The 21,412-nt window shown below is 46.8% G+C and carries 24 protein-coding genes; 22 read left to right on the top strand and 2 right to left on the bottom strand.

Going from position 1 to position 21,412, the window contains the following annotated elements:
- The first annotated feature begins 24 nt into the window (after window positions 1-24).
- From ASN18_RS15840 to ASN18_RS15805, 8 genes are all read left to right on the top strand, one after another.
- On the top strand, window positions 25-1,077 hold the full coding sequence (locus ASN18_RS15840; protein WP_085053760.1) for a transglutaminase-like domain-containing protein: 1,053 nt from the start codon (window positions 25-27) through the stop codon (window positions 1,075-1,077).
- Complete coding sequence (locus tag ASN18_RS15835) at window positions 1,074-1,565, top strand: TlpA family protein disulfide reductase (RefSeq protein WP_085053759.1); 492 nt, start codon at window positions 1,074-1,076, stop codon at window positions 1,563-1,565. The genes ASN18_RS15840 and ASN18_RS15835 overlap by 4 nt, the downstream gene beginning before the upstream one ends.
- Window positions 1,566-1,657: 92 nt before the next feature.
- A complete protein-coding gene (locus ASN18_RS15830; RefSeq protein ID WP_085053758.1) occupies window positions 1,658-2,389 on the top strand; it encodes a carboxypeptidase regulatory-like domain-containing protein in 732 nt (243 codons plus the stop codon).
- A 72-nt stretch (window positions 2,390-2,461) separates the two neighbouring features.
- Window positions 2,462-4,210 carry a cytochrome ubiquinol oxidase subunit I gene (locus ASN18_RS15825; protein WP_236861824.1) on the top strand — a complete coding sequence of 583 codons (1,749 nt, stop codon included), beginning with the start codon at window positions 2,462-2,464 and terminating at the stop codon, window positions 4,208-4,210.
- Window positions 4,207-4,734, top strand: a complete 528-nt coding sequence (locus ASN18_RS15820) for a cytochrome c family protein (protein WP_085053756.1) — start codon at window positions 4,207-4,209, stop codon at window positions 4,732-4,734. The genes ASN18_RS15825 and ASN18_RS15820 overlap by 4 nt, the downstream gene beginning before the upstream one ends.
- Window positions 4,734-5,540, top strand: a complete 807-nt coding sequence (locus tag ASN18_RS15815) for a c-type cytochrome (RefSeq protein ID WP_085053755.1) — start codon at window positions 4,734-4,736, stop codon at window positions 5,538-5,540. The genes ASN18_RS15820 and ASN18_RS15815 overlap by 1 nt, the downstream gene beginning before the upstream one ends.
- A gap of 23 nt (window positions 5,541-5,563) precedes the next feature.
- Window positions 5,564-7,015, top strand: a complete 1,452-nt coding sequence (locus ASN18_RS15810) for a c-type cytochrome (protein WP_236861823.1) — start codon at window positions 5,564-5,566, stop codon at window positions 7,013-7,015.
- 45 nt (window positions 7,016-7,060) lie between these two features.
- Complete coding sequence (locus tag ASN18_RS15805; protein WP_236861822.1) at window positions 7,061-7,516, top strand: nitrous oxide reductase accessory protein NosL; 456 nt, start codon at window positions 7,061-7,063, stop codon at window positions 7,514-7,516.
- 111 nt (window positions 7,517-7,627) lie between these two features.
- On the opposite strand, the gene ASN18_RS15800 is transcribed toward ASN18_RS15805, so the two are convergent.
- Window positions 7,628-7,921 (bottom strand): hypothetical protein, encoded by a 294-nt coding sequence (locus ASN18_RS15800; RefSeq protein ID WP_085053752.1) that lies wholly within the window; start codon window positions 7,919-7,921, stop codon window positions 7,628-7,630.
- A 155-nt stretch (window positions 7,922-8,076) separates the two neighbouring features.
- On the opposite strand from ASN18_RS15800, the gene ASN18_RS15795 reads away from it, so the two are divergent.
- The 13 genes from ASN18_RS15795 (at window position 8,077) to rsmG (ending at window position 19,346) form a co-directional block, all read left to right on the top strand.
- Window positions 8,077-8,487: a hypothetical protein gene (locus tag ASN18_RS15795; protein WP_085053751.1), complete on the top strand. Its 411-nt coding sequence runs from the start codon at window positions 8,077-8,079 to the stop codon at window positions 8,485-8,487.
- Complete coding sequence (locus tag ASN18_RS15790) at window positions 8,488-9,648, top strand: ABC transporter permease (RefSeq protein ID WP_085053750.1); 1,161 nt, start codon at window positions 8,488-8,490, stop codon at window positions 9,646-9,648.
- Window positions 9,641-10,318: an ABC transporter ATP-binding protein gene (locus ASN18_RS15785; protein ID WP_085053749.1), complete on the top strand. Its 678-nt coding sequence runs from the start codon at window positions 9,641-9,643 to the stop codon at window positions 10,316-10,318. The genes ASN18_RS15790 and ASN18_RS15785 overlap by 8 nt, the downstream gene beginning before the upstream one ends.
- A 17-nt stretch (window positions 10,319-10,335) precedes the next feature.
- The gene (locus tag ASN18_RS15780) at window positions 10,336-11,031 is read left to right on the top strand and encodes a response regulator transcription factor (protein WP_085053748.1); all 696 of its coding nucleotides are present in this window, start codon (window positions 10,336-10,338) and stop codon (window positions 11,029-11,031) included.
- The gene (locus tag ASN18_RS15775) at window positions 11,015-12,382 is read left to right on the top strand and encodes a sensor histidine kinase (protein ID WP_236861826.1); all 1,368 of its coding nucleotides are present in this window, start codon (window positions 11,015-11,017) and stop codon (window positions 12,380-12,382) included. Before ASN18_RS15780 ends, ASN18_RS15775 begins: the two co-directional genes overlap by 17 nt.
- A 78-nt stretch (window positions 12,383-12,460) precedes the next feature.
- Complete coding sequence (locus ASN18_RS15770) at window positions 12,461-12,850, top strand: hypothetical protein (RefSeq protein ID WP_085053746.1); 390 nt, start codon at window positions 12,461-12,463, stop codon at window positions 12,848-12,850.
- Window positions 12,831-13,247, top strand: a complete 417-nt coding sequence (locus ASN18_RS15765) for a hypothetical protein (protein ID WP_157073049.1) — start codon at window positions 12,831-12,833, stop codon at window positions 13,245-13,247. The genes ASN18_RS15770 and ASN18_RS15765 overlap by 20 nt, the downstream gene beginning before the upstream one ends.
- A gap of 14 nt (window positions 13,248-13,261) precedes the next feature.
- On the top strand, window positions 13,262-15,388 hold the full coding sequence (locus ASN18_RS15760) for a heavy metal translocating P-type ATPase (protein ID WP_085053744.1): 2,127 nt from the start codon (window positions 13,262-13,264) through the stop codon (window positions 15,386-15,388).
- Window positions 15,389-15,478: 90 nt separating this feature from the next.
- Entirely contained in the window at window positions 15,479-15,697 is a 219-nt protein-coding gene (locus ASN18_RS15755) for a hypothetical protein (protein WP_085053743.1), read from the top strand.
- An 81-nt stretch (window positions 15,698-15,778) separates the two neighbouring features.
- Window positions 15,779-16,327, top strand: a complete 549-nt coding sequence (locus tag ASN18_RS15750) for a hydrolase (protein ID WP_085053742.1) — start codon at window positions 15,779-15,781, stop codon at window positions 16,325-16,327.
- Window positions 16,328-16,339: 12 nt separating this feature from the next.
- Complete coding sequence (locus ASN18_RS15745) at window positions 16,340-16,828, top strand: ClpXP protease specificity-enhancing factor SspB (RefSeq protein WP_085053741.1); 489 nt, start codon at window positions 16,340-16,342, stop codon at window positions 16,826-16,828.
- Window positions 16,829-18,706, top strand: coding sequence for a tRNA uridine-5-carboxymethylaminomethyl(34) synthesis enzyme MnmG (gene mnmG / locus ASN18_RS15740; RefSeq protein WP_085053740.1), 1,878 nt, complete (start codon window positions 16,829-16,831; stop codon window positions 18,704-18,706).
- A 4-nt stretch (window positions 18,707-18,710) separates the two neighbouring features.
- On the top strand, window positions 18,711-19,346 hold the full coding sequence (gene rsmG / locus ASN18_RS15735; RefSeq protein WP_085053739.1) for a 16S rRNA (guanine(527)-N(7))-methyltransferase RsmG: 636 nt from the start codon (window positions 18,711-18,713) through the stop codon (window positions 19,344-19,346).
- Here rsmG and ASN18_RS15730 read toward each other — a convergent pair.
- Window positions 19,251-19,964, bottom strand: coding sequence for a hypothetical protein (locus ASN18_RS15730; RefSeq protein WP_085053738.1), 714 nt, complete (start codon window positions 19,962-19,964; stop codon window positions 19,251-19,253). The genes rsmG and ASN18_RS15730 overlap by 96 nt on opposite strands.
- A 279-nt stretch (window positions 19,965-20,243) precedes the next feature.
- On the opposite strand from ASN18_RS15730, the gene ASN18_RS15725 reads away from it, so the two are divergent.
- On the top strand, window positions 20,244-21,251 hold the full coding sequence (locus ASN18_RS15725) for a hypothetical protein (RefSeq protein WP_085053737.1): 1,008 nt from the start codon (window positions 20,244-20,246) through the stop codon (window positions 21,249-21,251).
- Window positions 21,252-21,412 lie beyond the last annotated feature (161 nt).

The raw sequence follows: 21,412 nt of genomic DNA, 5'->3' as shown, positions 1-21,412 counted from the left end.
AAAGACGCGGCTAGGCGGTATACTATGGAATTTAATATAAAAGCGGTGTCCGGGCTTCCTGGCAATATGAGCCGGAGGGCATTTCTTGCCGGGGCGCTTTCATGGCTGGGATATATGATGGCGAAAGGCCATGCCTTTGGTGCTGTTGCTGTCCCGCCAGAGTCAACAGACACACGCCTAAAATCCCTCACATACAAGATAGAGTACCTGACGGAGTTCTATACTACGGCAAAAGAGACAGTAAAGATGTGGATACCCCTGCCGACAGAGGACGCTGAACAGGAGATTACACACCTGTCCATCGAGGCGATGTATCCATACACACTAAACAGGGCATCGGACAACAGCGTAGTTTATATTGAGACCAGTGGTATTAAGAAAAAAGGTACTTGCGCATCAGTTCGATATACGGTTAAAAGGAAGGCTGTCGGCATTACCCTTAGTGATGATGTGGATGTTGCGAAGAAATATCTGAAACTCTCCGAGTGGGAGAAGCGCGACGAGGCAATCACAAAATATGCAGAGACAATCGTGGGCGGTGAGACTGACCCGATGCGCATAGGCAGAAGGCTCTACGACGGAATAATCGACCGCACGGCGTATGTGCATGAGTTGTGCTCAAGGGGTGTAAGCGCCATTGCCTTTGAGGATAAATCTGGAAGATGCGACGATTTCAACGCCATGTTCAGGACAATGCTTGTCTATAAAAATATACCGGTCAAATGGGAACAGGGTGTAATGCTTCCCTATCGCCCTGTGCTGAAGAAGAAGGGGACAGTTGAAGCCGACTGTATAAACTCCCACAGCTGGCTTAAATTCTATGCAGGGGGTAAGTATGTTCCTGTTGACCTATCAGAGGCCAAACGATGGCCTGCTCTGAGGGACTTCTGCTTTGGGCGCCTGACACCTAACAGGATTAAATTTTCAACCGGCAGGGGGTTGACACTGAGGCCGCCGCAGTCGGAGATACTCAATACATTTTCATATACGCATGTGGAGGCAGACGAAGTTCCCATGATATATGGTCATAACTACAGGACATTCATAAAGTATGAGCTAATCAGGAAGGAGATATGAACGCAAGACTGTCTGCCTTAACGCTCATAGTAATATTAATTGCAACTCCTGCGTATGCTGTGGGCATGAAAGAAGGCCAGCCGTTTCCACTGTTTACGATGGCAGATGAAAACAATAAAATGACCGATATAGGAACACTGATAGACAAACCTACTATCGTTTATTTCACACACAACTCATGCCACTATTGTACTCAGATAATAGTGCTGCTAAAGAGGGCTGAGGTGAAGTTCGGCGCTAAAAACATTGGTATCATAGGGATAAACATAATGGCAAAAGACGGCAAGATGGTCAAAAGCTACAAGAAAGACATGGGCTTTACGTTTCCGATGTTTGCAGGCAACAGAGATGATGTCTTAAACACGTATAAAGTCAACTACGTACCAGTTCTGGTATTCATGGATTCGGGGAAAACTGTAAAAAGAATAATTGGACACTATATACATGAAAAAGAGCTTCACGGTTATATTAAGGAAATGCTAAAATAGCGTGTGCCTATTGTTGGGGCTGCAGCGGTTTGATTTTCAGACCGTTACAGTCTGTGTAAAATATTTGTTAGTAGTGTTGCAGGAGGAGAGCAATGAAAAAGGTATTTGTTAGTGCGTTGGTAGTCATGTTGTTGCTGCCGGTAATTGCGTTTGCGGACACGAAGCCCTATGAGGTCGTTGACGTAAAGGACGGTGGCTCGATCAAAGGCAAGATCAAGTCATCAGGGCCTGTTACTGACCCGGTTCTGGAGATTAAGAAGGACGAAAGCGTATGCGGAAAGTCCATATCCAAACATGAGTACCTCATATCTTCAGCGAATGAAGTGAAAAACGTATTGGTAGCCGTTGAGGATGCTGACAAGGGGAAGGCGATCCCAAAGACAGATACGGTAATCGATAACCTGAAGTGTGAGTTCCTGCCGATTGTTGCCGTAGCATATGTCGGTGGAAAGTACATAATAAAGAACAGTGACCCGATATTTCACAACACCTCGCTGGGAATAATCCTCGGAGAAGGCAAAAAAAGAACAGTGTATAATCTTGCCCTGCCGAACAAGGACCAGGTCATAGAGAAGCCTGTAAAAGTCCCCGGCCTTCAGATAGTGCAGTGCGATGCGCACGCATGGATGAGGTCATATGTATATGCAAGCAAAAACCCATATGCAGCCGTAACGAACGACAAGGGAGATTTTGAGATAAAGGACCTGCTGCCAGGCAAATATAAGGTAAAGATTTGGCATGAGGGCTTTGGAGAGGTTATAAAGGATGTAGAGGTTAAAGCCGGCCAGGCAGCCGCGCTTGACCATACGTTTTCTAAAAAATAGCCCTGCTATCAGGCGAGGGGGAGGAAGCTCGAATTTCAGGCTGCCGCCCCCCTTATAAAAATGGAGAAAAATATGGCTGATGTGAGTGTTAAAAAAGGTTTAACAAAGGGAGTGATAAAGCTGACAGTGTTACTTGGCATCAGCTTTCTATTCCTTTTTGTACTAGGAAAGCTCTTGCCCACGCCGACTGAAGACGGTTACAGGGTTTTCCCGTTAATAGGGAGCAGGGTATGGGTGTGGATAATAGCTCAACTGCACCTGAACTTTGCAGCCTTCGTGCTTGGAGTGCCAATTTTTGCAGTATCGATGGAGTTTTTGAGCTGGAGGCGCTCAGATGAGAGGCTTGATCGTATCGCATATGATTTTACGAAGCTGTTTACGTTGGCATATACGATTACTGCTGCTGTAGGAACGCTTCTTCTGATAAGTCTGCCCGTACTATATCCAAAGTTCATGGACCATATGATGAAAATATTGGGCCCTACATGGTGGCTCTATATTGTGGTTATGTATGTTGAGGTAATGGTCTGTTATTACTACTATTACTCATGGCACAAGATGAAGGACAATAAGGGGACGCACGTTGCCATTGGCGGACTCCTGAATATAATGGGTGTTATAATGCTCCTGATAACGAGCGCATGGGTAGGATATATGACAACTCCTGCTGGCGTCTCAGAAACGGGAGAGCTGTTAAGCAGGTGGAAGGCCATCAAGACCCACATGTGGATACCGCTGTCAATACACAGGCTCTGTGCCAATGTCGTCTTTGGGGCGGGAATTGCAGCCTCCTACGCGGCATACAGGTTCATAGTGGCGGAGACGGACGAAGACCGCGCTTATTATGACTGGATGGGGTATACATCTGCGATGATTTCTATTGGATTTTCTCTTATCCTGCCCGGTGTAGGGTATCTGCTTGGTGTTGAGATTTATTCGTTTAACGAGCAGATGGGTATTCAGTTGATGGGTGGATTCTTTGCATGGCTCTGGGTTATGCAGGCAATCCTTATCGGGGCGATTCTGATGTTCGTCAACTACTATCTGTGGATATCGCTGAATAAGATGCCAGGCGGAGAGAGATATTTTAAGTATGTGAAATATCTTTTTGTAACGATGCTGCTTGGTTACGCAGTATGGCTGACGCCGCATAGTGTTGCGCTGAGTCTTGATGAGGCAAGAAAGATGGGGACATATCACCCGGTGCTTGGTAATCTCGGCGTTATGGCCGCCAAGAACACGGCAGTTGTAATAACTTATCTGGCGACATTTCTGAGTTTTGCCATATTTAAGATGAGCAACAAGGAAGCCGTTGTCTCGTGGGCAAAGTTAGGAAACGCACTGAGGGGCCTTATAGTTATAGGCTCTACGGTTATTGTGCTGATATTAGGTGTGTACAGTTATATGGTATCGTCAGCAGTCAGGGTAAAGATACTCTCTCCGATACAGTTTGGGGTATTTTTCCTTGCGATTGTAGCCTTGTTTATTCTGGATGCCAAGATGTTTAAAGGCGCTAAGATTTTAGGTGAACCACGCTGGGGCAAGATGCCCGAAAGGTCTCAGTATGCCCTGATAGGTATAACCGTGACGTTTACATGGCTCATGGGAATGATGGGTTATATGAGGTCAGGCGGCAGGCAGTACTGGCACGTATATGGAATAATGCAGGATACATCGCCCGACGCCTTTTTGCCGACGCATGGATTTGCCTCAGTGGTAACGTCCATCTTGACAGTTATCTTTTTTGCCCTGATGGGTCTCTTGTTTTATGGGATTATGAAGCTTGAGAAAAAGGGCGGACAAGGAGGGGCAAAGGCATGAAAGGCGGTGCGATAAAACTCTTCGTATTAGTAGTAGGGATAAACATATTTTTTGCCTATATAGGGCTGTACTTCCTACCTCAGTCTCAATCGCTTCCTCCTAAGACGATAAAGATAGAGAAGGGGATAGCTCAGGACGAATTAATCGCAGCAGGCGAAACGATATTATTCGGCAAGGGCCAGTGCATGGTGTGTCACCCTATGAAGCCTGAGTCAGGCATGAGGGCGCCAGCAATTGCAACCATAGGGGCAGACATGGTCAAGGCAGCAAAGGAACGGAATATCCCTATAGAAAACTATGTCTTTGAGGGTTTGGTAAATCCTGCTGAATATATCCAAAAGGGATTTGAGAACATGATGCCGCCAGTGCATAAGGCTCCGACGTCTTTAACTGAGGGCGAGCTGATAGCAGTATCGGCATATTTACAGAGTAAAGGGGCGAATATTACCATAAATTATCCTGACTCTGTACCAATACTGCAAGATGAGATAAAGAAGGAAACAAAAAAAGGAGGTAATGGATAATGCAGAAGATATATCCAATAATAGCGATTATTGGGCTGGTGATATCAATCAGCTCGGTATTCAAAAAGTCTCCTTTTTTTAACTTTGTAGGGTTACAGATACTTATCTATGGACTGCTGAAGAGTGCGGATTACATAATGCCGGCGCTGCCAGCACAGGTAATTCTGATGTACATGGCAATGAGCGTATTCTCCTTTATAATCTATTTCTCAATACAGGAGGAGACATTCAAGGCATTTCTGGAGCCGATGAGGTCGCTGTTTGCCGATGACAATAAAAAGTTCTTAAGGCTGATAATAGCGTTCATAGCGCTGCCGTTGTTTGCGGGATACCTGACATATGCCAAGGTGAAGCCTACATATGACCCTCCGGTCTCAGCCAGAATAGTGCATCCGGAGCCGCCTTCGCAGATGGACTTTAAGGGCAAGACCATGAACGTGCTGGGGCTTGAGAATCCATTGAGAAAGGATACTGCCAACTTTGCCAAAAACGTAGAAGAAGGGAAGAAGATATACTACCAGAACTGTTTCTTCTGCCATGGTGATGACCTCGACGGCAAGGGCCATATTGCAGATGCGTTTAATCCTGTCCCGTTGCCGTTCAGGGGTACGGATACAATTGCCCAGCTGCCGGAGTCCTTTGTGTTTTGGAGGGTGGCAAAGGGATGGCGTGGACTTCCTGCGGGGTCTGGGCCGTGGAACTCTTCGATGCCATCGTTTGAGGATTTCCTGACAGAGGAAGAGGTGTGGCAGGTCATAATGTTCATCTATGAGTCCACGGGCAATAAGCCGAGGAGCTGGGAATGACACTGTTGAGGAGGTTCTTAAGTATGAGGATTCTTATAGCATTACTGATAGCAATGAGTTTCCCTGTATATGGGTTTAGTGCGGAGAAGGCTGCCGCAAATCCGGAGGGAAAGAAGGTATATGACGGCTGGTGTGCCCAGTGCCACGGCTACAAGGGGGATGCCGACTCTTTTACGAAGGATGTGTCGCTGCCCCAGCCGAGGGATTTTACGTTTGGCACGTATAAATTTCGTTCTACACCATCGGGTGACCCGCCTACCGATGAGGACATAACAAAGATCATAAGGAAAGGCAATCCAGGCACTTCTATGCCGCCGTGGACGAGATTCACCGATGCAGAGGTCAAGGCAGTCGTAGAGCATGTGAAGTCGTTTGCTCCGGATACGTTTGCTATGGAGAGGAAACCTATAAATATCGGTAACCCGCCCAAGGCAAGTAAAGAGATAATAGAACAGGGAAAGGAGCAGTTTAAGATAGCTAAGTGTGTTGACTGCCACGGCAAAACAGGCAGAGGAGACGGCGATAAGGGTTGGCAGGATGATTTTAAGACCGACTGGGGCTATGGAATTGCCCCCGCTGACTATACACACGGCTGGGAGTTGAGAAACGGCTCAACCCTTGAGGACATATATCGGACAATCTCTGTTGGTCTTAGTGGTACGCCGATGACTTCTTATCTCGACTCGCTTCCAGATGACAAGAGATGGGCGCTGGCACATTTTATAACATCCCTCCAGCTCACAAGAAAGCTGGGTCTTGCGCTTAAGGTTGGGAGAGTAGAGAGCCTGCCCTCAAAGCCGAACGACCCTGCATGGGAGAAGGTAGACTATTTAGACCTGCCGATGGGCGGACAGTTGATGTTTGATAAGCGTGAATTCACGCCGGTTATTACAAACGTCAGGGTCAGGGGGCTGTATACATCGAAGGAGCTGGTCATACTGCTTCAGTGGACAGATAAAAAGCCAAACGATGGCAGTGACGGCAAACCTGCCGACTCTGTACGCATCCAATTCCCTGTTAAAAAACACGAGGGCTCGGAATTGCCATACTTCTTTATGGGCACAAGCAAGGCGCCTGTGAACATGTGGCAGTGGAAGGCATCGGACAAGGAAAAGGTATTTGATATGACGGCAAAAGGCCCTGATAAAGTCGAGCCAAAGGACAAAGCGGAGGCCACAGTAATGGCAACTTATGAAGACGGCCTTTACAGTGTCGTCTTTAAAAAGGAGCTTAAATCAGCGAAGGATGACCCTGTGTTTGAGATAGGCAAGTTCATACCTTTTTCTATAACAGCCTTTGATGGGCGCAACGGTGAGGATGGACTCACAAAGGGGGCAGTCTCGGCGTGGTACTATCTGATGATGGAGCCGCCGACGCCGATGCAGGTGTATGTATTTCCGCCTGTTGTGGCACTTGGTGTGCTGATAGCCGGGATTGGGCTTCACAAGTCTCTTAGGAAAAATAAGAAGGGATAAACCGCTATTAAGAGAGCGATAGCGTTATATTTCGTCATACTGATTTTGAACGGGTGTTCCGGTGAAAAGGAGCGCCCTGTTCAGGCAGTAGAGCTGACAAGGAAACACGTATGTGTCGTATGTGGGATGATACTGGTAGATTTCCCCGGGGCGAAGGGCCAAATCCACTACAAAGACGGCAAGTATGACGTGTTTTGCGGGACGATGGACATGTTTACATACTATTTCCAGCCAGATACCTCAAAGAATATCTCAGCCATATTCACAAACGACATGGGCGACGCAGACTGGAAGACAAGATGGATAGATGCGAAGAAGGCATACTATATATATGACACAAAGAAATCCGGCGCAATGGGAGACCCGTTTCAGCCATATCTACAGGAGGAAAGGGCAAAGAATTTTACCGGACTCTACGGTGGAGAGGTACTAAGATTTGATAACATCACCCCCGATATGCTAAAACCCTTTCAGGAGCCGCACCTTAAGCGTAAGAAGTAGACAAGCTCAGAAGCCGGTGTCTTGCAAAACATTTTATGGAATTGAAAGAAATAGTGCCTACTAATTGTAAGGGGATTTTCAGCGTATCTTCAAAAGACCGTTCATTGAGAATTACACACCTATTGACATAAGCTCCATTAACGGGTATAATTTAGCTATGAAGGTGAGCTTTTCGACAATGGCGTTGTTTATTACTCTGGTGTCAGTCCTTGTTTTATTTACAGGGGTATCATCAACTGTGGTTTCTTTCTCCTTTGAACACAACGTGAAGCCTTGCTGTGATGAATGCAGCAAGAACGAGGGCCAGGGCACGGATTGCTGTTCAATACCAGGTTGCCCCATGTTTCTCTGTCTTTCGGTAAATGTCGTTTTGCCCTTCACGCTCTCTAAGCTATCAGGGAACATCCACATTCCCCAGTTAGCACAACCACTAAAACTTCAATCTTCTGCAAGACCAATCTTTCATCCTCCTGTTGTAGTCTGATTTAAAAGACTATTACACCTTTTGCGATAGATAGCTATCTATGCATCAGGGTACTAATCAATTTCAGGAGGATATCATGAAAAGATATGTTTTTGTCCTTTCAGCAGTAATGCTCATAGCAGCGATTGTCTTTACCACCCAAATCAGCGGGAAAACCAAGACGGTAAAGGAAGGTGGAATTCTGAGCGTGAACGACATAGCTTCCGACCCTTCGGCTTATAATGGGGTCATAATCGTAACCGGGGTCGTGGCAGACAAGTCTCGGTTTAAAATACCCGAAAATGTCTTTTTGATGGTAGAGACGTCAGAGGCAAAAATCTGCAAGCAGACAAGCTGCGCACGGTTTTATCTCCAAGTTCGGTATGACGGTAAAATACCGCAGCAATGGGATGAAGTCAATGTAACTGGAAGCTTTGTCGAAAATGCTCGGATTTTCGCAGCCAACAAGGTTGAAGTCCTGAGACACCTCGATTTCGGAGGGAAATGAATGAATATCCTAAAGCTCGTATTGAAAAATATAACACGAAAGAAGGCGAGGTCTTTCCTCACCCTCCTGGGCATAACCGTTGGGATAGCCTCTCTTGTAAGCTTCTTGTCTCTTGGAAGCGGCTTGAAGGATGAGATAAAAAAACAGGCGGCAGATCTTGGTGCAAATCTGATCATAACACCAAAGGGTTGGTGTGCCTATGAGCAGGTATCGGTACTGACAGGGGAGCAGCTCCCTGAAGCAATCCCCCTCGATGACGTGAGAAAGATATCGGCTATTAAAGGTCTGACAGCAGTCCCATATCTTACGGAAAGGACTGCCATCGACAATAGCCCCGTTCCTGTTATCGGCATCCTTCCAAGTCAAATGAAGGTCTTCAAGGGGTGGGTGACAGATAAGGGTGATTTTCTCGAATCGGATGAGAAGTCCATTATCATTGGTTACGGCATCGCACAGCAGTTCAAGTTAAATCCGAAGGATGAACTGACCATAAGGGGTGAGAGATTTCCCATAAAGGGTATTCTTAAAGAGACCGGCTCCAAGGACGATATTGCCATGTTCATGCCTCTTTCAGTCGCCCAAAGGCTTTACGGAGTTGGAGATATGGTCTCTTTCATAGCGGTAAAGGTTGACGATATTGCAAAGACGGATGAATATATCCTGAAGATTCAGGAGACATCCAACGTGGCTGTCGTCTCCGACAAACAGCTCCTCAAGTCCGTGCTTTCCATTGTTGGAACTGTGAACGCCACGCTTCAACTCACCTGTATCGTTACGATTCTTACGGCTGCCTTCGGGGTAATCAACACCATGATGACCGCTGTTTCAGAAAGAAGGCGTGAGATCGGGATACTCCAGGCCATTGGAGCAAGACAGGTCACCATCTTTAAGATATTTCTTGTCGAGTCCGGTTTTTATGGGATTGTTGGGGGCATCGTCGGGGTGACCATCGGACTTGTCTTTTCATCCATTGCCGCTGCCTATATCTCACGGAATGAATTTACCGCTTTTCTGAAAAGCCCGGATGTCGCAAAGGGTTTTGAATTCAACCTTGTCATGGGGGCGTTGTTTTTCTCTCTCCTCGTATCCCTTATGTCGGGACTTTATCCTGCATGGAAGGCGTCGAAACTTTCACCGGTGGAGGCAATAAGCTATGAATGATACGATCCTCAAGACTGAGAATCTGGTCAAGACGTACAACTCAGGCAAGATAAAAACATTTGCCCTAAGGGGCGTGAGCCTCGAAATACCAAGGGGCACGTTTTCCTGCATCATAGGTCCATCAGGCCATGGTAAGAGCACGCTCATGCACTTGATTGGATGTCTCGACAGACCTTCAGCAGGAAGGGTATTCATAGAAGGGAACGACATCTCAGCTTTGAGTAACGACACCCTTGCGGGGTTGAGGGCGAGGAAGATCGGTTTTGTATTCCAGTTCTTCAATCTCCTACAGAACCTAACGGCAGTGGAGAACGTGGAAACGGCCATGATGTTTGCTGGCATTTCACAAAGGCAACAGAGGGAAAAGGCAATAAGCCTCTTAGACCTGGTTGGCCTTTCGGAAAAGATCAATGCTAAACCCTCCGAGCTTTCAGGCGGCCAGCAACAGAGAGTTGCCATTGCAAGGGCCCTTGCAAACGATCCTAATATTCTGCTCATGGATGAGCCTACCGGGAATCTGGACTCAGAATCGGAGAGTGAGGTTCTTGATACAATATTTACCCTGCAAGGGAAGACAGTGGTCATCGTCACCCACAACACTGAGATAGCAAAGAGGGCGGAAAGAATGTATTACATAAAAGATGGAAGGCTGGCAGAGCAAAATATATAAATGAGAGGGGGCACGGATTGATTCGTCCAATTCTTGTTGTAGAAGATGAAAGGAAGATTGCCAGGGTCATAAAGGTTTACCTTGAGGAGGCAGGCTTCAGTGTGGTCCATGTTGAAAGGGGCAAGGACGCAATGGAGTTTGCATCCAAAGAGGTGCCAGCCCTCGTGATACTCGATCTGATGCTCCCGGATATCAACGGAGAAGAGGTGCTTCAGGAGATGAAAGATATGGGCGAATTTCCAGTGATTGTGCTTACCGCCAAGTCCTCACCTGAGGAGCGGGTCGCGGGATTTGCCCTCGGTGCCGATGACTATATCGTAAAACCCTTCAATCCGAGAGAGATGGTTTACAGGGTAAAGGCAGTCCTCAGGAGGGCCCCCGAAGTCTCCGATACGCCTGTCATAAGCTTCAACAAAGGCTCTCTGATAGTGGACAATCACCGTTACGAGGTCAAAAAGAACGGGGTGTCCGTAAACCTCACTCCGACTGAATTCAAGGTCTTCTCCACCCTTGCCTGTGCTGCACATAAGGTCTTTACCAGAGAAGTACTCATTGAAAAGGCCTTTGGCTACGAATTCGAGGGGTATGACAGGAGCATCGACGTCCACATCAAAAATATCAGACAAAAGATTGAGGATGACCCGCGCACACCGGTCTTTATCCTCACGGTCTACAAGGTAGGCTACAAGTTTATTGGTGAGAGGGATGCTTAGAGGTCTCTGGATAAAACTCTTTGTTTTGCTCCTTGGGGTATCGGTTATTTCCCTTTCTTCTGCCTTCATATTGCGGGAACTGATGGCCCGTGACTTCCGCGAATTAGCCGAAGGACAGATGGAGGACAGGGTCTACTGGGTGATTGCCGACCTTGAGAGAACTTACGAACAACACGGTTTCTGGAAGGAAGAGGTCATCGCCGAAGACATTGTCTGGGCCTTGATGTTGGGTTTAGAGGTAAGGGTACTGGATCGAAAAGGGGCATCTGTCATGGATACCGGAAAGGCACTTGGGATGCTTTCTCCGCGCATTAGGAAAAGAATAGTAGCGATCTCGAATCTCTCCGCTGCCAAAAAAACTGAGGGGTTTCTCCCCTATCCACTTTTCCTGGGTGGAAAAGAGCTCGGTACACTCGAGGTGCGCTTTCTCAGTCCCGAACGGGACTTCATCTTCATTGATCGGTCGAACAGGTTTCTACTCCTTTCGCTTGTCGGTATAGGAGGGTTGGTGTTTCTCCTGAGCATGGTTTTTTCCCGAAGGTTGACTCGTCCTATAAAGCAATTGGCAGCAACTGCCGAGACAATCAGCGAAGGCGATCTGAAAAATAATGTGTCGGTTTCGCAAAAGGATGAAATTGGCAGCTTGGCAGCATCCTTCAACAAAATGATTCGTTCTCTCCAAACGCAGGAATCACTTAGAAAAAGACTCATCTCCAACATAGCCCATGAAATTCGAACACCATTGACCGCAATGAAGGGTGAGCTTGCCGGCATGCTCGACGGCCTGCTCCACAGGGACACGGAACAGCTTCAGTCTCTCTATCATGAGGTCAGCCGGATTGAGGACATCCTCGAAGATATCGAGGAGCTGTCCCGCGCCCAGGCAGGCGCCATTTTCCTCAGAAAACGGAGAGAAAAACTGAACCCGATACTTCAGGATATCAGGAAGACCTTCGACAGGTTTTTCATTGACAAGGGGGTCAAAATCAAGGTGTTTTGCGGCGATGATCTTATGGTGTATGCCGACCCTGGCAAACTCAGACAAATTGTTGTCAATCTCCTGAGCAACGCGCAAAATGCCACGGACAAGGGAGGCAGTGTAGGGATTCGGGCGCTTAAGGAGCAAGAGGGCGTTGCCATCGCCGTTGAGGATACAGGACATGGCATACCACAGGAGGACCTTCCATTCATTTTCGAGAGGTTCTTCCATTCAGCGGAAGGTGGACTCGGCATCGGGTTGGCAATAGTCAAAGAGCTTGTGGATGCCCATAATGGGAGGATAGAAGTCAAGAGTGAATGCGGCAGAGGCACGACCATGACGGTGCACATCCCAGATGAAAAATCTTCATAGATTTTCACAACTCGCACATAACCGCTTCATATCTCTCTGGTAAACTGTAAGCATCATGGAATAAAGGAGGTGAAAACAATGAAGAGAATAACCGTAGGCTTAGTGGTCATGGTCGGGTTCCTCCTTGCCAGTGTCATTTACGCAGGGGCACAGTGGTGTGGTTATGGGATGGGCGTAAACGTCGAGACGATCAACAAGTTCCAGAAGGAGACGCTCATACTGAGGGACGAGCTAATGGCAAAGGAGCTTGAACTGCAGAACGAGTACGGTAAGTCAGTGCCCGATACCGGCCGGATAGTAACGCTCAAGAAGGAGATCATAGACGAGGAGGCAAAGCTCCAGGGCATTGCAGACAAATACAACATACCTACAGGGGGCGGCATGATGATGGGTCGCGGGATGATGGGCTACGGCATGGGCCATGGCCATGGAATGATGGGCCCAGGCTGTGGGTGTCGGGGATGGTAAAAACTCAGTAAAAACTCAGGAGACAACGGAGACCGTGGGAGGAGTAGATGCCCTCCCACGAAATTCTATGAAGACAAAACTATCGTTATCCATAATTATTGTAATGGGGCTTCTTGTCAGCATTGAAACAAGCGCCAATGACAGATGGTGGGGAGGTCCGTTTGGAGGCTACTGCCGGGGGGCGGAATGGGGATGGTATGGAGCGAAGAAGCAGATAAGGACAGCACAGCAGGCAAAAAAACTTGTAGAGGAATACTACGTGAACGAAGATATCACCATCGGCAAGGTGGCTGAGAGGCAATTTTTTTTCGAGGTCGATATAAACGACAAAAACAATTCATTGATCGATGTCGTGATTGTAGATAAAAGGACAGGAAGGATTAGATCGATATATTGATTTAGGAGAAATACATGAATACTGATGAAAGAGAAATAACACTCACGATAAAGGACATGGACTGCGCCAACGAGCAGGAAGTGATTGAGAAGAAACTGAAGGCTCTAAAGGGCATTGAGCGCCTCGAAGTATATCTCATGACGCAGAAAATCAAGGTTGCCTATAACCCCGATACCGTGTCCGTCAAGGACATCATAAAGTCGATTGCCGAAACAGGGATGAAGGCATCTTTGTCAAAAGACCGGGAGGAGAAGGAAAGCGTATGGTGGAAGGAAAAACACCAGATGCGACTCCTTGTACTCTGCGGAGCCTTGATAGTTATAGCATTTTTCCTAGAGCGTATCGGCCTTTCTCACGAAGGTGCCAAGGCCATATATGGATTGGCTATGCTTGTCGGCGGCTACTACCCTGCGAAGATGGGGTTTTCCGCTCTGAGGACTCTGACGCTAAATATAAGGCTTTTGATGGTGGTAGGGGCAGCGGGTGCTGCTGTGTTAGGTTTATTGGAAGAAGCCGCCCTTCTGGTCTTTATTTACTCCCTTGGCGATATACTCGAAGCGTATTCAGTTGACAGGGCACGGGTGGCGATCAGGGCCTTGATGGCGCTTATGCCGAAGGAGGCGCTTGTGCGGAGAAACGGCAGTGAAATCGTCCTGCCCACTGAGGATATTCATATCGGAGATGTAGTCATCGTAAGGCCTGGTGAGAAGGTCCCTGTGGATGGCAAGGTGATCGCCGGAATATCCTTTGTCGATCAATCTCCCATCACAGGCGAATCTATTCCCCTTGAGAAAAAATCTGATGACGAGGTTTTTGCTGGTACGATCAACCAAAGGGGTTCCCTTGATATAAGCGTAACGAAAATGGCAAACGACACCACCATTGCAAGGATTATACACTCTATTGAAGAATCTCGGGCAAATAAATCTTCATATCAACGATTCGGGGAAAGATTCGGGAAATACTATACCCCTGCGATGTTTATCTTAGGCATTGGGATTGCAATTATTCCTCCCCTTCTCGTTGGTGGACAATGGCAGTTATTCATATACCGGGGTCTCATTGTCTTTGTGGTCTCCTGTTCCTGCGGGCTGGCTTTGTCAATCCCTGTATCCGTTGTTGCTGCTATCACCAATGCAGCCCGGAATGGAGTGCTATTTAAAGGCGGCGCATATCTTGAGTCCGCGGAAAAACTCGATGCCATAGCATTCGACAAAACAGGGACACTCACCATCGGAAGGCCTGTCGTTACCGATGTGATCCCATGTAACAAACTCTCCAGGAAAGAAGTTCTTGACCTTGCAGGAAGCATCGAGTTCCGCTCTGAACATCCATTGGCAGAAGCTGTGGTAAGAAAGGCAAAGGAAGAAGATGTTGCTTTGGTGTCAAGTCTTGAAGGATTTGAGTCAATAACGGGTTTAGGTGTGAAGGCACAGATTAACGGAAGGGTTTATTATGCTGGCAGCAGACGGCTCTTTTTAGAAAAAGGCATACCATTAACCCAAACCCAGGACGAAGCAGCATCAAGTCTCGAAGATGAGGGAAAGACCATACTGCTCATTGGTGACGAACAGGGCCTGTCCGGTATTTTAGCAGTAGCCGACAAACTGAGAACAGAAGCACAAGCAACGACAGGAATGTTGAAACGACTAGGCATATATGTGGTGATGCTTACCGGTGACAATAAAAAGACTGCAAGTGAAATCGCCCATCAAGCTGGCGTAGATGAGTATTTGGCACAACTCTTACCCGAAGATAAAGTTAGAGCTATAAGGGAGCTGAAAACAAGATACGGAAGGGTCGCCATGGTTGGCGACGGGGTGAACGATGCACCAGCAATGGCTATCTCTGATGTAGGAATTGCTATGGGTGCTGCAGGTACTGATGTGGCGATGGAGACTGGTGATATCGTCCTGATGTCAGATGACCTGTCAAAGATACCATATGCCATCAGATTAAGCCAGAGGACAATCAAGAATATCCGCCAGAACATTATTGCTTCTTTGACTATTATTGCCCTCCTGGTACCAGCAGCTCTCTGTGGATGGATAGGTCTCTTACCTGGACTGATTCTTAACGAAGTTAGCGCTCTGGTTGTTATTGCCAACGGTTTGAGATTGCTAAAATCCGTAAATTCATAGTTGGTACACGTGACAAGGGGTTGAAGCTGATAAGCAATAATGGAAGCCAGCCAACATCTGCTGACGAATCTTTGAGGCCGTAAGCATCTATTGTCAGCTCTTCATGAGGAAAATGGAGAGAACGGACTGCTGGAGATATCGGGGAAGAAGCCGAACTTCAACAACAAAGAGATAGAGAGAGCAGTAATAGAGTTTGTAATAGAGAATCCAGCATATGGTCAGCTAAGGGCCAGCAATGAGTTAAAGAAGAAATATCGGTTGGTTACGGTTGAAGCTAAACTTGATGGAACTCGTATTGCCCCTATATGAGCAGCTTCCACGGATTTGCTGATTTGTGATAAATGCTGTCTATCTCTTGTATTATTCCCAGTGATTTTAGTAAATTAGTTTATGATTGAAAAGTATAGCGCCCATGATTCGGTCATCTTGGTTGTTGACATACAGGAGCGGCTTGCCGCAGTTATGTCTGAAAAGGATAGTATTACAGCCAATACCCTGCATGTGATTGAGCTGGCTAAACTGATAAAAATCCCTATATGCCTGACAGAGCAGTATCCAAAGGGGCTGGGGCGGACGATTCCGGAAATCAGTGACGCCATTCCTGATTTTAAACCTTTTGAAAAAATGACCTTCAGTGCCTGTGCCGAAGAGGGATTTCTGGAGAGTTTCAGACAATACGGCAGAAATAAGGTAATCCTCTGTGGAATAGAGACACATATTTGTATCTTGCAGACATGCCTGGGTCTAATCGCTGAAGGTTATGGCGTCCATGTGGTCAGCGATTGTGTGTCATCGAGGACTCAGACAAACAAGGCAATTGGAATTGGGCTAATGCATGAGGCCGGTGCGGTTATCACCTCTACTGAGACCGTCGTCTTTCAGATGCTTGCGCGTGCAGGTACTGACGAATTTAAAATAATGTCAAAAAGGATTAAATAAGTTGGAGGACTAGTGAGCGATAATAACGATGCTATGTCAAAATTGAACGAACTTAAGAAAACGGTTTTTTATGAACTGTTAAACGTCATGGGCCGTGTATTTGTAATAGTACGTTACTCAGACGATGTGCAAATCGGCACGAGGGGATTTTTAAAGGCCGAAAAGGAAAACGGCCTCGTGCTAGTGTTCAACTCAAAGATGAATTTCACATGGGACAAAGACGGCTTAATCGCGGCAAACCTCGTATTTGGTACGAAGACAGAGGACTGTCTCATCCCCGTTGAGCATATCATAGCCGTATATTCGCCGGAGCTGCAGACGCAGTTTGTTACGACATATATGACGGAAGTCCACGCTACAGCGGTGCCTTCGGCAGATACCGCCCCTATGCCGGAAAAACCGGAGAAACCGGAAGGGCCTGAAGAAGTTGACCCCTCAGCGGTTGCTGAGTCGGACAATAAAGTTCTGAAAGTCGATTTCAGCAAGAAGAAGAAAAAGTAAGTGCCGCGCATAGGCTCCTATGATGTAATAGTTATCGGAGGGGGACATGCCGGATGTGAGGCCGCGCTTGCCACAGGACGCATGGGGCTGAGAACGTGTCTCTTTACGATGAACGTTGACACAATAGCTCAGCTTTCGTGTAATCCTGCCATAGGTGGGCTTGCAAAGGGCCATCTGGTCAGGGAAATCGACGCCCTCGGCGGGCAAATGGCAAAGATTACAGACGCCGCAGGTATTCAGTTCCGGGTACTCAACCGCTCTAAAGGTCCTGCCGTCTGGTCTATGCGTTCGCAGGCCGACAGGTCGTTATACAAGTTTCACATGAAAGATGCCCTTGACAGGGTAGCAAATCTTTCTATAAAACAGGCCGCTATAGAGGAATTACTTGTTGAAGATAATAAAATCTCAGGCGTTGTGACCGCCTCAGGCGAGACCTATGAGGCACGGGCGGTAGTTGTCACAACTGGTACGTTTCTAAACGGCTTGATTCATATTGGGCTTACGAATTATCCATCGGGCAGGGCAGGGGAGTTTCCATCGGTGGGGCTTTCGGATTCACTGAGGCGGCTGGGATTTAAAATGGGCAGACTTAAGACGGGAACACCGCCAAGAATCGACGCGAAGACTATTGATTTTTCTAAGACTACCACGCAGTGGGGTGATGACCCGCCGGAGCCGTTTTCTTTTTCTACGCGGGAGATAACAAATCCCCAACTGCCGTGTTTCATAACCTACACGAACGAGACAACTCATACCCTTATCAGGGCGTCTCTGGAGCGTTCACCCCTCTACAGCGGTGTAATAAAAGGGGTAGGGGCGCGCTACTGTCCTTCGATTGAGGATAAGGTAGTCAGATTTGCTGAGAAGCCGCGTCATCAGGTGTTTTTAGAACCTGAGGGTCTTCACATAAAAGAATATTACGCAAACGGCATCCCGACAAGCCTTCCCGTTGACGTACAACTGCATGTGGTACGCAGCATTGAAGGTCTTGCCGATGCTGAGATTGTACGCCCGGGCTATGCTATTGAGTATGACTGTGTCTATCCCACGCAGCTTCGGCATACACTTGAGACCAAGTCAATCGGGGGGCTGTATCTGGCCGGTCAGATAAACGGCACATCGGGCTACGAAGAGGCCGCAGCACAGGGTATTATAGCCGGTATAAACGCAGCCCTAAAAATTAAAGACATGCCCCCGCTGATACTCCAAAGACACGAGGCCTATATCGGAGTACTCATAGACGACCTCGTCACGCTTGGCACTAAAGAGCCGTACAGAATGTTCACATCGCGGGCTGAGTACAGGCTGCTCCTCAGAAACGATAACGCAGAGATGAGGCTAAGGGAAATTGGTCAGCGCACAGGGCTTGTCACTGAAGAGGACTACAGTCGTTTTACCGTTAAGCGTGACCTCATAGCAGAGGAAATCAGCCGTCTTAAGACGCTAAGGGCAAGCCCCGGCGAAATAAACGATGCCCTTATTGCCATTGGTACAACCGCTGTCGGGGAAAAGCCTACGCTTGAGCAGCTCCTGAGACGCCCCGAAGTAACATATGAAATAATAGAGAAAATATATCCATCCCCCGCCGCGCTTTCACTTGATGCCAAACAATATGTTGAGACCGAAATCAAGTACGAGGGCTATGTAAGGCAGCAGCAGAGGCTGGTTGAAAGAATGAAAAAACTTGAGTTCAAGCAAATCCCGCCAGATTTTGATTATCGCACCGTAAGCGGTTTATCGCGTGAGGTCTTAGGCAAGCTCGAAGAAGTGCGCCCTGAGACAGTGGGACAGGCCGGAAGAATCCCCGGCGTTACTCCGGCGGCAGTTGCCCTGTTAATGGTCGTTATCGAAAAGTTAAAAAGAAAACACCCCATTTAATTCAATGGTGAATTCGATACTTAAAAGGGCGCTTCCTGCCCTTTCCATAAATCCTTCAGATGGGATAATCGAGGCATTTAGAATTTATGCCGCTGAACTAAAAAAATGGACAAAGGTACACAACCTCACAAGTGTAACAGACGAAGAGGGGATAGCGGTTAAACACTTCTTGGACTCAGTGATTTTTACGATTCCACTAAGAGGCAGCGACTGTTGGATATTAGACGTGGGCAGTGGGGCTGGATTCCCTGGAATTCCAATGAAAATAGTCAGGCCTGACCTCAGGCTTACCCTGCTTGAGCCGAAGGGGAAAAAGGCCGCATTTCTCAGACACATCGTACACAAATTAAATCTCAACGATGTTGAAATCATTGAAGGCAGGCTTGAGACTTTTCAACCTCCTCGTCGTCTATATGATGCCGCCGTTGTGAGGGCGCTGTTCACAGCCCATGAGTTTATCTCTAAAGTATCACCACTGGTTGAGCCTGGCGGACTGATATGTCTTGGAAAAGGCAGAGATTACAAAAAAGAACTCGCGGACTTATCAGACGTTAATGTATCGCATATTAAGATACCTTTTACTGACATAGAGAGAGTTATCCTGACGATAGTTAATAAGGGCAGCGGCATGCACCTGTAATTTTTGTACAGTTGTGCTTAAATTACAGGGGGCCTCAAATATAAACCCGCCCGCTCCACATTTTGCTGTCAATTTGTCTATAATCTTCTTACACCGTCTTGGCGAATCGCTTGGTCTGGCAACGAAGTACGGTTTTCCTTCTTTGCCAAACCTGTATTCAGTCTTGCAATCTTTAGTGTTCACATCTCCGAAGGGGTTAACATCACCGAATATCTCTTTGGCAACATGATAATCTTTATGAGGTTGAAACCCCAGGTCTTCGGCAAACAGCACTACGTCTTCCACTAGCTTCACGGCGCAAGCGGGGCGTATGTCCACATATTGCTGCCTCTGAGTTCTCATTACGATGTTCCTGTCATAGTCAGCCTTTGATGTAATAATATAAAATGCGTTTGTAACGCCAAGGCAAAACACATCGAGCAGGAATATACTAAAACCAACTCTATTGTCTTCAACTGTCCTGCTTATTATCACATGTCCAATCCCTGCGTCGAAAAGATTCTCTGAGACAAGGCATTCGTGAATAGGTGCAGATGAGATAAGTATGAATTGTTTTGCCGTAGTCATTGCATTAGCCCCAGATTTTTTGTCATGTTTTTTATGATCAGCTATTTCCATGTGTATTACCTCCTCCTTGCACAATTATGGGATGCCCCATCATTCGATGTATCAATAATACATGATATGGTGTTACATATCAGTTACAGATTGGCTTGACTGTAAAATAATTGATGTGAAAAAGAGAATTGATGGGCCTAATTAAGCCAGCAAGTCACCAACATCTCAATGTAACTTGACAAGGATTGACAGGATAGATTAGAGTGAATAATGGGATTATCCAAACAGCTTAATGGACATTCCCATAGTTTAACACTAAAACCATAAAAGGAGAGCAGAATGAAAGATATAGTTAGAAGTTACATTCTTATATTGTTAATGGCAGTAGTCTTTGTACCGGTAGAGCTGTTTGCTGAGACCCAGGAGGACGAGGCGGCGTTTAAGGACAATCAAAGGATATATGTCAGACTGGTTGAGAAGATAAAAGAAAGCGTAGATGAGGTGTCATCCAAGTCAGCCGATGTGTTGAAGGCAAATGGCTGGGAAGTGGTTGGGGCTTTTTATCCTTCCGTGCCTGAGAGATGCAGATATAGAACAAAAGTTCTGGTAATTCATAACGAACACTACTGGCAGAAAATTTATAGGGTATCTCAGTATGCAAAGTTTGTATATCCATTAAAAGTCAATATTTATAGCGACGAAAACGGTACAAATATCTCTATAACCAATCCGGTTGCGCTAAACAGGATGATTTCCCCTGAGCTTGAAGCAGTGTCGTTGGAGACACTTAAGACACTGTCGGGGTTATTTCATGGGGCAGTTAAAGGTAATAACTTAGTAAAAGAAGAAGGCACCCTGCTTGATGGAAACAGGATTCCGGGCTTAGGCGGCGGATTATTAGAAGAAAATATCGTTAAGATTTATACGGGAAAATATAAGACCGAAAAACTTGTGGACACAATTACAAAGTTCATACAATATAGTCTGAAGCGAAGCGCAAAAGGATATTATCCGGTTTACTCACTCGACATGCGGGACAAGGGGCTAGTATTCCTTGGCATCAGCAAAAAGGACTTGGAAAAGACTGCATTTACAATAACCGGCGAAAAGCGTGTGACAGCCAAAAACTCCTGTCCTGGAATAGACCATGCCCATGCCTTTCCGCTTGAGGTGGTGATAGACTCAACTGCCAAGAACGTAAAAGAAGAAATGCTCAGGGTAATGTTTAAAATGAAGACCTACTTTGGCGACACAGGAGAGGCGGCATTTGTCAAACACTACCTCATGCCTGGAAGCATAGAGGACGAGGTAATATATACAACGTATCCGGATTTATATCAGCAGTAGTTCAGCAAGGTTGAATCTCTTGTGGTTTCGTTCCCCGCTGCTTGCACAGCGGGGGAGTTTCATTGAGTATAATCCAATACTGTGCGGTACAGGAATTGCTTAACAATTTACGGTAGAGGTTGAGAGCAGTCCTAAAGCTACAATTATCAGCACATCTTATA

It is taken from the genome of Candidatus Magnetominusculus xianensis, from assembly GCA_001541255.1.
GTDB lineage: Bacteria > Nitrospirota > Thermodesulfovibrionia > Thermodesulfovibrionales > Magnetobacteriaceae > Magnetominusculus > Magnetominusculus xianensis.
This window is presented reverse-complemented; position numbering and strand designations above follow the sequence as displayed.